General features: G+C 67.2%; 7 protein-coding genes. 4 read left to right on the top strand and 3 right to left on the bottom strand.

Features of this window, described 5'->3' with window-relative positions; translation table 11 throughout:
* Nucleotides 1-24: 24 nt before the first annotated feature.
* From AC1DW3_RS17160 to AC1DW3_RS17150, 3 genes are read right to left on the bottom strand one after another with little or no spacing between them, the layout of a single operon-like run.
* Entirely contained in the window at nucleotides 25-903 is an 879-nt protein-coding gene (locus AC1DW3_RS17160; RefSeq protein ID WP_477933055.1) for a carbohydrate ABC transporter permease, read from the bottom strand.
* Entirely contained in the window at nucleotides 900-1784 is an 885-nt protein-coding gene (locus AC1DW3_RS17155) for a carbohydrate ABC transporter permease (RefSeq protein ID WP_477933053.1), read from the bottom strand. Before AC1DW3_RS17155 ends, AC1DW3_RS17160 begins: the two co-directional genes overlap by 4 nt.
* A complete protein-coding gene (locus tag AC1DW3_RS17150) occupies nucleotides 1781-3019 on the bottom strand; it encodes an extracellular solute-binding protein (RefSeq protein WP_477933051.1) in 1239 nt (412 codons plus the stop codon). Before AC1DW3_RS17150 ends, AC1DW3_RS17155 begins: the two co-directional genes overlap by 4 nt.
* 209 nt (nucleotides 3020-3228) lie before the next feature.
* On the opposite strand from AC1DW3_RS17150, the gene AC1DW3_RS17145 reads away from it, so the two are divergent.
* The 4 genes from AC1DW3_RS17145 to AC1DW3_RS17130 form a co-directional block, all read left to right on the top strand.
* The gene (locus AC1DW3_RS17145; RefSeq protein WP_477933049.1) at nucleotides 3229-5712 is read left to right on the top strand and encodes a glycoside hydrolase family 2 protein; all 2484 of its coding nucleotides are present in this window, start codon (nucleotides 3229-3231) and stop codon (nucleotides 5710-5712) included.
* Between the two features lie 158 nt (nucleotides 5713-5870).
* A complete protein-coding gene (locus AC1DW3_RS17140; RefSeq protein WP_477933047.1) occupies nucleotides 5871-9011 on the top strand; it encodes a TonB-dependent receptor in 3141 nt (1046 codons plus the stop codon).
* A 139-nt stretch (nucleotides 9012-9150) separates the two neighbouring features.
* A complete protein-coding gene (locus AC1DW3_RS17135; protein WP_477933045.1) occupies nucleotides 9151-10692 on the top strand; it encodes a tryptophan halogenase family protein in 1542 nt (513 codons plus the stop codon).
* Nucleotides 10689-11745, top strand: a 1057-nt coding sequence (locus tag AC1DW3_RS17130) for a tryptophan halogenase family protein (protein WP_477933043.1), incomplete at its 3' end; no start/stop codon positions are given. The genes AC1DW3_RS17135 and AC1DW3_RS17130, both read left to right, overlap by 4 nt.

Here is an 11745-nt window from a genome sequence, read left to right as displayed (position 1 = left end):
CCCAATCCTTTCAACCAATTCATATCAACCTTTGGTGGCGCCCGCTTGCAGCCCGGCAACGAACTGCTTCTGGAAGAGCAGGAAGAGCACGACGGCCGGCAGCGACGCGAGCAGCGACCCGGCCATCAGCACGGCGGCCGACTGCGGGTTGAAGCTCAGGTCGCCGGCCATCTTGCCGAGTTGCAGCGGCAGGGTCAGCGTGGCCGCGTCGTTGACGACGAGCAGCGGCCACAGGAAGTTGTTCCACTCGCCCACCGCGACAGGGATGGCAATCGCCGCGAGCGCCGGCCGCAGCATGGGCAGCACGACGCTCCACCAGATGCGCAGCGTGCCGGCGCCATCCAGCGTCGCGGCGCTGATGAGTTCGTCGGGGACGCTCAACATGGCCTGGCGGAAGTAGAAGACGACGAAGGCCTTGGCCAGGCCCGGTACCAGCAAGGCGGCGTAGCTGTTGATCCAGCCGAGCTGCGCCACCGTCACGAAGTTGGGGACGATGGTCACCTCCCACGGCAGCATCATCGACACCAGCAGGGCGCGGAACAGCCAGCGGCTGCCGGGGAAGGGGCGCTTGGTCAGCACGAAGGCGACGAGGGACGCGGCCAGCAGGCTCACGACCGTGACGACGACGGTGACGAGCAGGCTGTTGGCATAAAAGCGCAGGAAGCCGTGGCCGTCGACCTGCACCTGCAGGATGCCGGCGAGCTTGTCGGGGTCGGCGGTGGTACCGGCCCAGTCGGGGTTGAAGAAGTTGTGCGAGGTGGGCGCCTGGGGCAGCAGGGTGGGTGGCTGGCGCAGCAGCTCGGCCACGCTCTTGAAGGCGCCGATGGCCATCCAGTAGTAGGGCAGCAGCATGGCGGGCACCAGCAGCCACAGCGGTGCCTGGAGGAGGCGAGTCCACTTCATCGGTCGCCCTCCTTGCCGATCAGCTTCAGGTTGAGCCAGGTCAGGCCGAACAGCAGGGTCGTCAGCACCCAGGCGGCGGCCGAAGCCAGGCCGAGGTCGAGCTGGCGAAAGCCCCGATCGAAGAGATAGGTCACCAGCATCAGCGCCGAGTCCAGCGGGCCGCCCAGCGTCTCGACCGAGCCATAGAGCAGATAGGGCTCGTAGAAGACCTGGAAGCTGGCGATCATGCCGGTCACCGTCACATAGACCAGCGTGGGCCGCAGGTTGGGCAGCGTGATGTGCAGCAATTGCTGCCAGCGCGAGGCGCCGTCCAGGCGCGCGGCCTGGTAGAGCTCTTCGGGAATGGCGCGCAGGCCGGCGACGAAGATGACGAGGTTGTAGCCCAGCACCGACCAGACGCCGACCAGCACCAGCACGGGCAACGTCCACTGCGGATCGCCCAGGAAGCGGGCGGGCTCCAGGCCGAAGGCCGCACGGATGCTGTTGAACAGGCCATAGGCCTCGGAGTTGGCCAGCCACTTCCAGGCCGAGATGGCGCCGACGCCGCCGGCCACGGCGGGCAGGAAGAAGGCCACGCGCACCCACTGGTGCAGGCGCGAGTTGCTGCCGAAGTTCAGCGCCAGCACGAGTCCCAGCAGCACGGCGATGACGGACACCGAAGCCATGTAGGCGGCGGTGTTGCCCAAGGCCATCCAGAAGCGTTCGTCGGCAAAGAGCTCGGCGTAGTTGCGCAGGCCGACCCAGGCGGGATCGTCGGTGGCGTGGTAGTCCGTGAAGCTCAGCCACGCCGAGCGCAGCACGGGCCAGACGCCGAACAGGCCGAAGAGGGCGAAAAAGGGCGCGACGAGCAGGATGTCGCGGCCGTGGCGGCGCCAGATCATGGCTGTGCCCTCAGCGCGGCCAGCGCGCGGTTCATGACGGCAGCAGCGCGGCTCAATTCGGCTTGCGGGTCGCCACCGGCCAGCACGACGCGCTGCACGGCGCGGGTGACGATGTAGTCCTGCCGCATCCAGGCGGGGCAGGGTGGCGGGCCTTCGGCGTCGGCGAGCTGCAGGAGCAGCGCGTCGCGATTCGGCAGCGGCAGGCTGGCGRTCTGGTCCTGCCTGCCCGAGGGCAGCCACATGCCGCCATAGGCCAGGGCCGCCTCGGCCATGCGGCGCGTGACCTCGGGCTGGTAGATGGTGCCCATGAAATCCAGCGCCAGCGCCCGGTTGGGTGAGAAGCGCGTGATGGCCAGCACCGTGCCGCCCAGCACCGCCGTGCGCTTGCCCGTCGGCCCCTTGGGCAGCGGCGCGGCGGCCCAGCGCCCGACCAGGCCCTTGTGCACCATGTCCATGCGCGACAGCAGCCAGGTGCCGGACTGCATCAGGCCATAAGCGCCGCTCTCCAGGCCACCGTCGGCATCGGGCCAGCTGTCGGTGGGCGCCTGCAGCTCCCGGTAGAGGCGGGCGTAGTACGTCAGCGCGCGCACGGCCTCGGGGCTGTCGATCACGGCGCGCTGGCAGGTCGCGTCGTAGACCGCGCCGCCGGCCTGGCGCAGATAGGGATAGAAGCCCAGCCAGCTCGTGTTGCCCCATTGCTGCGCAAAGCCATGGCCCCGGGCGCGCAGCTCGCGGGCGGCGGTGATGAAGCCCTCCCAGTCGGCCGGGGCTTCGCGGAGCAGATCGCTGCGGTAGTACTGCAGCTGCACATGCATGTCGAAGGGCGCGCCGTAGAGGCGGCCGTCCGCGCGGCGGATCGCGCGCAGGGCGCCGGGGTTGGCGTGTTGTTCGAGCTGGCGGGCGAGATCGGGCGCCGCCTCGTTCAGGTCCACCAGCGCGCCCTTGGCGCCCAGCGCGATTGCATAGGACGTGCTGCCCGTCACCAGGTCGGGCCCGCGCCGGCTGGCCAGCGCGGCGGAATACTTGGTCATCGCGTCCGCCCAGGGCACGTCGCGCACTTCGACGGCGACGCCGGGGTGGGCGGTGCTGAAGGCCGCGACGGCCGGCTGCATGACCTGGGGCGTCTTGTCGTCGCCCACCATCCAGATGACCAGGCGCCCGGCCTGAGCCCACCCGCAGGCGAGGGCGAGGCAGAGCGAGAGGCTGAGCTTGACGAGGAGCGGGAGGCGGCTCACGGCGGCGGCGGAAATACGATGATGTTTAGTAAACGAAATGATTATCCGCAGTTCGGAACGGCGAAAACAGCGTTGTCTACCTGCAATTTGTCGGTGCTATCCCTGATCGCAGTCCGTTTGACGACGAAACAAAATGCGCAACAAATTAATGTTTAGCGGCAAGCGCAAGGCGCACCGCGAGGACCTCGACAGCAGTGATCTCCGAACGCTTGATCGATCTACATGAGGGCTGGCAACTCGCCGAGGCGCCGCTTGGCGCCGATGCGCGGGCCATGTCTGCGCTGCCCGACGCGGCCTGGCTGCCGGCTGTCGTTCCCGGCACGGCCCACGGCGCGCTGCTGGCGGCCGGCCGCATTCCCGATCCCTTCTACGGCATGAACGAGGCCGAGGTGCGCTGGGTCGGCGAGCGCCGCTGGGCCTGGCGGCTTGCCTTTGACGCCGGCGAGCTGGCCGACCATGAGGACCTGGTCTTCGAGGGCCTGGACACCTGGTGCAGCGTCTGGCTCAACGGCGAGCGCTTGCTGGAGTCCGACAACATGTTCGTGCCGCGCCGTGTCGACGTGCGCCGCCGCCTGCTGCCCGGGCGCAACGAGCTGTTGCTGTGCTTCGAGCCGCCGCTGGCCAGCGCTCGCGAGGTGGAGGCCGTGCACGGCAAGCGCGCGCTGTGGAATGGCGACAGCGCCCGCCTGCACGCCCGCAAGGCGCAGTACCACTTCGGCTGGGACTGGGGCCCCGAGCTCCTCGTCAGCGGCCCCTGGCGCGCGGTGCGCCGGCACAGCTGGGCGGCGCGCATCGATGACCTGCACTGCCGCAGCGAGGTGGACGTGGCCAGCCGGCGCGCGACGCTGCAGGTCTCGGCCCGACCTGCCGGCGGCGCGGGCCTGCGCTGCAGCTTCGAATTGCGGGACGCCGAGGGCCGCAGCGTGGCCCGCCAGACGGTGCCGGCCGACGCGGCGCGGGCGACGCTGAATGTCGACGCTGCCCACCTGTGGTGGCCGCGCGGCCTGGGCGGGCAGCCGCTGTACACGCTGGTGGTGAGCCTGCTGGACGGCGAGCAGGTGGTGGCGCAGGACAGCCGACGCATTGGGCTGCGCACGCTGCGCCTCGTGCAGGCCGCGGTTGAAGGCGAGGCGGGCAGTAGCTTCCATTTCGAGGTCAACGGCCAGGCCTTCTTTGCCGGTGGCGCGAACTGGATTCCGGACGACAACCTGCTGGAGCGCATCACGCCCGCGCGCTACCGCGAACGTGTGGCCCAGGCCGCCGACGCCAACATGAACATGCTGCGCGTCTGGGGCGGCGGCATCTACGAGCACGAAGCCTTCTACGAGGCCTGTGATGAGCAGGGCCTGCTGGTCTGGCAGGACTTCATGTTCGCCTGCGGCCTCTACCCGGCCAATGCCGACTACCTGGCCAGCGTGCGCGCCGAGGCCGAAGCCGCCGTGAAGCGGCTGCGCCACCACGCCTGCATGGCGCTCTGGTGCGGCAACAACGAGGACTACATGCTGGCCGAGTCCGTCGGCCTGGCCGGCCCCGGCGTGCCGGCGGAGCGCTTCGAGGCACGTGCCATCTACGAGGGACTGCTGCCGGCGGTCTGCGCAGCGCTGGACCCCGACACCGCCTACTGGCCGGGCAGCCCTTTCACACCCGGCGACGGCGCCAAGTCCTCCGACGTGACCGTGGGCGATCGCCACAGCTGGGAGGTCTGGCACCAGCAGATGCTGCCCTACCAGCGCTATGGCGATGTGCAGGCGCGCTTCGTCAGCGAGTTCGGCATGCAGTCGCATCCCTCGCTGGCGCTGCTCGAATCGGTGCTGCCCGAGGCCGAGCGCTTCCCCGAGAGCCGCACCGTGCAATGGCACAACAAGGCCGGCTCGGCCGCCGGGCCGGACGGGCACAGGCGCCTGTCGGTCTATCTGGCCGACAACCTGCGCGTCGGCAGCACTCTGGCGGATCACGTCTACGCGACGCAGTTCGTGCAGGCCGAGGCCATGCGCGTGGCTTACCAGGACTTCCGCCGCCGCTGGCAGCGGCCCGGCGCGCGCGCCGTGGGCGGCGCCCTGGTCTGGCAGCTGAACGACTGCTGGCCGGTGACGAGTTGGGCGCTGATCGACTCGGCGGGCACCGTCAAGCCGGCCTGGCATGCGGTGCGCCGCGCATTGGCGCCGCTGGCGGTGGCGGTGCGGTTGGAGAGCGGCCAGGCGCGGCTGGCGGTGATGAACGGCCACGCTGACAGCGTTGCCCTGACGCTGCAGCTGCGCGTGTTCGCCATGGATGGGCGACAACTGGCCAGTACGCGCGTCTTGCAAGCGGTTCCAGCTTCGACCAGCGTCGAGGCGACCCAGCCCTTGCCGAGCCTCGACGAGCCCGTTGTCGCCGAGCTGTGCGCTCTGGACGGCGACGGCCGCGAGCTGGCGCGCGACTGCGCCTGGACCGAGCCCTTCAAGTTCTACCGACTGGCCGGCGCCCGCCTCGCCATCGAGGCCGACGGCCAGACCTTGCGCCTGAGTTGCGACCGGCCCGTCAAGGGTCTGTGGCTGCAGCACCAGGGCCTGGCCGTGGCCGACAACTTCATCGACCTGGTGCCTGGAACCGAACGCCGGGTTGACTCAAGGATAGCGCTACCAAATGCATTGGAAGCGCTTGCACTCGAGCTGCCGTTGCAGCAGATCCACCTGCGGAGAAAGGGGGCGTGAATGCAGAAGAAATGCGTACATCCCCTATCCCTAGTAGTCCCGATGCTGGATTGCATGATGATTGTTAGCGTTACCAAATACCTGCGACATAGAAATCAGCAGGACCGACACGAAGCCCGCAAGGGCTGAATGTTTCCCACCAAAGAGGAGCCAAGAGAATGAGACATTTCAAGAGGACAACGCTGTCCCTGGCGGCCCTCCAGGCCGTCATGGTCTGGACGGCGCCAGCCATGGCGCAGACCGCCGCGACACCACCCGCACCAGCGGCTTCTGCGGCGGGTTCGCAGCAGTTGGAGACCGTGGTCGTGTCGGGTCAGCGCGCTGCCCTGCAATCGGCCCAGAAGATCAAGCAGAACTCCGACGAGATCGTCGACTCCATCGTCGCCGACGACATTGGCAAACTGCCGGATCGCTCCGTCAGCGAGGTGCTGCAGCGCATCGTCGGCGTGACGATGGACCGCGTGATGGCCCGTGGCGACCCGGGTCGCTTCTCGGCCGAAGGCTCGGGCGTCATCATCCGCGGCTTGACGTATGTGTCGTCGCAGCTGAACGGCCGCGAGACCTTCTCGGCCAACGGCGGCCGCGGCCTCAGCTTCGAGGATGTGCCGCCAGAGCTGATGGCCGGCGTGGACGTCTACAAGAACCCCTCGGCGGAGCAGATCGAAGGCGCCATCGGCGGCCTGGTGAACCTGCGCACGGCGCTGCCGTTCGACTACAACGGCTTCAAGGCCGGTGTCAGCGTTTCGATCACCAACAACCAGCTCGGCAACAAGAAGAAGCCGTCGGTCTCGGCGCTGCTGTCCAACACCTGGAACACCGACATCGGCAAGGTCGGCCTGTTGATCGACGTGGCCCACTCGGAAAGCGCCACGCGCACCGACGGCATGTTCGTCGACCCGTACTTCCAGACCGTCCAGAAGTCGACCAAGACGGACGCCGACAACAACACCTACTACGAGCCACTGCCCGGCAATCACTGGTTCCCGAAGGCCGTGGGCTGGCGCTCGCTCGAGTTCGATCGCACACGCCAGGGCACTTACCTTGCCGGCCAGTGGAAGAACGACACCCTGGCGGCTTCGCTGACGCACTTCAGTTCCAAGTACAACAACTTCTGGGACGAAAGCTCGATCGACAGCCAGGCCGATCCGTACACCTCGATCGTGGCGGCAGACGCGAAGTGGGGTCCGAACGGTGCCCTGCAAACGGGCACGATCACCGACCCGGGGCACGGCGGCATTCCCTTCAACGCGAACACGCGCTTCTCCAAGCGCAATTCGCTCACGAAGGAAACCACCTTCAACCTGGTCTGGACGCCGACCCCCGCCTTGCGCGTGTCCAACGACTTCCAGTTCATCGAGTCCACCACGAGCAACTTCGACTCCACCGTGGCCACCGGCATCAACATGCCGAAGGAAACCGTGGACCTGTCGGGTGGCATGCCGCGCCTGATCCTGGATGACACGGACAAGGCTTTCCTGCAAGACCCCTCCAAGTACTACTGGGGTTTCACGATGGAGCACCTGGACAGGAGCCGGGCGACGCAGAAGGCGTGGAAGGGCGACATCCGCTACGTGTTCGACCATCCGGTGCTGCACGACCTGCGCGTCGGCCTGCGCCTGACGGACCGCGACACGAACAACGTCGTCAGCAACCCCGGCTACAACTGGAAGGCCGTCACGCAGAGCTGGCAGTCGGCTGAGTTCGATGCCGGCGCCCGGGACCAGTCCTGGGATTGGCACCCGATCAGAAGCCTGGCCTACCTGTCCCGCTTTGGTGGCGAGACCCAGGTCAAGAACTTCAACAACTTCATGAACGGCAAGAACTCGGTGGCGTCGCTGGTGCTGCCGAAGATGGCCGTCGCGTCGAACTACCCAGAGTCCTACGCAACGCTGCACAGCTACTACGACACCCTGTGTACCGAGTACCGGCGGCAGCTGCAGGGCCCGAATGCTGCGGCCTGCCCGGTGTCCTGGCAGCCGGCGGACTTCGGTGAGAACTCGCCCAACAGCAACAAGCAGAAGGAGAACACCAAGACGGCCTACGCCCAACTGCGCTTCGGCCTGGAAGAGCACGGCCTGCCCATCGACGGCAACGTCGGTCTGCGCGTGGTGGAAACCAAGTACGACACCACCGGATACCAGACGCTGGTTTTCAACTCGACAGCTGCGGCAACGGCACCGAACCTCAGCCGTCCCATCCCGACGTTCACGCCGTTCCTGACGCCGGTCGCTGTTGAAAACAACTACGTCAATGTGTTGCCCAGCCTGAACCTGCGCTGGAAGGCCAACGACCAGATGCAGTTGCGCTTTGCCTATGCCAAGGCGGTGGCGCGGCCTGACTTCAGCGACCTGCAGCCCAACCTGCAGCTGACGGCGGGTGCTGCACAGACGCGTACGGTGGTCAACGCAGACTCGTCGCGCACGATCTTCGTCGACGATCTACGCAACGTCGGCTCGGCGCTGGGCAACCCGATCCTCAAGCCGGTCAAGTCGGATCAGTTCGACCTGTCCGGTGAGTGGTACATCGACCGCGCCAGTTCCATCACGGTGGCCGCCTTCAACAAGCGGCTCAAGGATGTGATCGTCAACCAGACAGGCGTGGCGACCGCGGCCGACACGACGGGCAAGTCCTACGACTTCGCCTACTCGACCAAGGTCAACGGGGCCAAGGGTTGGGCGCGCGGTGTGGAGGTCGCGGTGCAGCACTATTTCAATGGGCTGCCGGGCTTGCTCGCTGGCCTGGGTGTGCAGGCCAACGCCACGTATGTGGACAGCCGCCAGACGCGCTACAACTCGGTGGGTGCGGCCTGGTGCAGCAGCAATGCGGACGGCACCAACCTGAACCTGTTCGTCAACGGTTGCGACACCAACGGCCAGTCCTACGGGGACATGCCGCTGCCCAACCTGTCGCGCAAGGCGTTCAACCTGGCGCTGCTGTATGACCATGGTGCGTTCTCGGCACGCGTGGCCTATGCCTGGCGCGGCAAGTACCTCAACGGTGTCGCCTTCCCGGACAACACCGGCCCGAACCAGACGAACGGCTTGAACGGCAACCCGGATAGCCCGCAACAAGGCCGCAACAACATGCCGTTGGGCCTGCCGATCTGGACGGACAACTACGGTCAGCTGGATGTCGGTATGCACTACAAGGTCACCGAGAGCCTGCAACTGGGTCTGGAAGGTCAGAACCTGACCGACTCGATATACAAGCAGCTCATGCAGCAGCACGTCGGCTTGATGGGGCGCACCTGGTTCGCATCTGGCCCGCGCTACACCATGACGGCGCGCTACACCTTCTGATCGAACGGCCGGGTTTGTCCCGGCTCCAGACAGGCCTGGCGCTCTCGCGCCGGGCCTTTTTTTTGGGGTAGCGTCGTGAGACAAGACATCAGCGCCCAGGGCCAGCGGCGCTCCCGGGCGCCAAGAGGAGATTGACAGCATGCGTGACGACCAAGCCATACGCCGCATCGTGATCGTGGGCGGCGGTACGGCCGGGTGGATGACCGCAGCGCCGCTCGGCCAGATCATGGGCCGTGGCGAACACGCGGCCAGCTGCGAGATCGTGCTGATCGAATCGCCCGAGATCGGCACCGTGGGCGTGGGCGAGGCCACGCTGCCCACCATCCGGTTCTACAACCGCACGCTGGAACTGGACAACGTGGAGTTCATCCGCAAGACGCAGGCGAGCTTCAAGCTGGGCATCGAGTTCAAGGACTGGGGCCATCTCGGCAACCGGTTCTTCCACGGCTTCGGCGAGTTCGGGCCGGCCGTCGTCAACCGCTCGTCGGTGATGCACTGGCTCAGGCTCCACCAACAGGGCGGCATGGACAGCCACGAGGAATGGTCGACCGCCACCGTGATGGCTAAGCGCAACCGCTTCGTGCCACCCGAGGGCGACCTGCCGTCGGCGGCCAACGCCTATTCCTACGCTTTTCACTTCGACGCCGGCCTGTACGCGGCCTTCCTGCGCGAGTACGCGATGGCACGTGGCGTCAAGCGCGAGGAGGGCACCATCGTCGACGTGTCGCTGCGCCCCGGCGACGGCTTCGTGACCGCTGTGACGCTGGCCGACGGCCGGCGCATCGAGGGCGACCTGTTCATCGACTGCTCGGGCTTCCGCGCGCTGCTGATCGAGGGCGTCATGAGGGCCGGGTATCACGACTGGACTCATTGGCTGCCCTGCGACAGTGCCCAGGCCGTACCCTGCGACAAGGTGCAGCCGCTGACGCCCTACACCACGTCCACGGCGCGCAGCGCCGGCTGGCAGTGGCGCATCCCGCTGCAGCACCGCACCGGCAACGGTCATGTCTACTGCAGCGGCTACATGAGCGACGAGGCAGCCGGGCAGGTGCTGATGCAGAACCTGGACGGCGCGCCTCAGGCCGACCCGCGCCAGCTGCGCTTCAAGACCGGCATGCGCAAGAAGGCCTGGGACAAGAACGTCGTGGCCATCGGCCTGTCGTCGGGCTTCCTGGAGCCGCTGGAATCCACCAGCATCCAGCTCATCATGGACGGCGTCGGCCGCCTGATTGAACTCTTTCCCGACAAGCGCTGCGACCGCTACCTCGCCGACGAATACAACCGCCGCATGACGCGGCARTACGAGTCCATCCGYGACTTCATCGTGCTGCACTACAAGCTGACGAAGCGCGACGACAGCGAGTTCTGGCGCTACTGCGCGGCCATGTCGATCCCGGACGCTTTGAGCCACCAGATCGAGCTCTTCCGCCGCAGTGGGCGCGTCGCCATCCTCGACCCGGACAGCTTCGCCGAGCCTTCCTGGGTGTCGCTGTTCCTGGGCCTCGGCTGCTGGCCGGAGCGCCACGACCCGTTGCTGCGACAGGTGGACGAACAAGCGCTACGCGCGCACTTCCAGCGTCTTCGCGCGGCCATCTCGCAGACCGTGGACGGCATGCCTGACCACGGCGCCTTCATCGATCGGCACGTCCGTGCCCCAGCCATGCAGGCAGTCAAGCCATGAACGACCAAGCCATCCGCCGCATCGTCATCGTCGGCGGCGGCAGCGCCGGCTGGATGAGCGCCGCGCCGCTCAGCCAGGTGTTCGGCACGCAGCCGGGCGGGACCGCCAACCCCGTGGGTTGCGAGATCGTGCTGATCGAGTCGGCCGAGATCGGCACCGTGGGTGTGGGCGAGGCCACGCTGCCCAGCATCCGCTACTACAACGACGCGCTCGAGCTCGACAACGCCGAGTTCATGCGCAAGACGCAGGCGAGCTTCAAGCTGGGCATCGAGTTCAAGGACTGGGGCCACGTCGGCAACCGCTTCTTCCACGGCTTCGGTGGCTTCGGGCCGCCCATCGTCAACCGCTCGTCCGTGGCGCACTGGCTCAAGCTGAACCGCGCGGGTGACATGCCCAGCTACGAGGAATGGTCCACCGCCACCGTGATGGCGCTGCGCAACCGCTTCGTGCCACCCGAGGGCGGGCCGCCGTCGGCTGCGAACTCGTATTCCTACGCCTTCCATTTCGACGCCGGCCTGTACGCGGCCTACCTGCGCGAGTACGCTATGGCGCGCGGCGTCAAGCGCGAGGAGGGCACCATCGTCGACGTGTCGCTGCGCCCCGGCGACGGCTTCGTCACGGCCGTGACTCTGGCCGACGGCCGGCGCATCGAGGGCGATCTCTTCATCGACTGCTCGGGCTTCCGCGCGCTGTTGATCGAAGGCGTCATGAAGGCCGGCTATCACGACTGGACCCACTGGCTGCCCTGCGACAGCGCGCAGGCCGTGCCTTGCGACAAGGTGGCGCCTCTGACGCCGTACACCACGTCCACCGCGCGCAGCGCCGGCTGGCAGTGGCGTATCCCGCTGCAGCACCGCACGGGCAATGGCCACGTCTACTGCAGCGCCTACACGAGCGACGAGCAAGCCGGTCAGGTGCTGATGCAGAACCTCGACGGCGCACCCCAGGGCGAGCCGCGCCAGCTGCGCTTCAAGACCGGCATGCGCAAGCGCATCTGGGAGAAGAACGTCGTCGCGGTGGGTTTGTCGTCGGGCTTCCTGGAGCCGCTGGAAT

The sequence above is a fragment of the Roseateles sp. P2_H4 genome (assembly GCF_056403315.1).
Note: the sequence above shows the minus strand (reverse complement) of the source record. Positions and strands in the feature narration are given on the sequence as shown.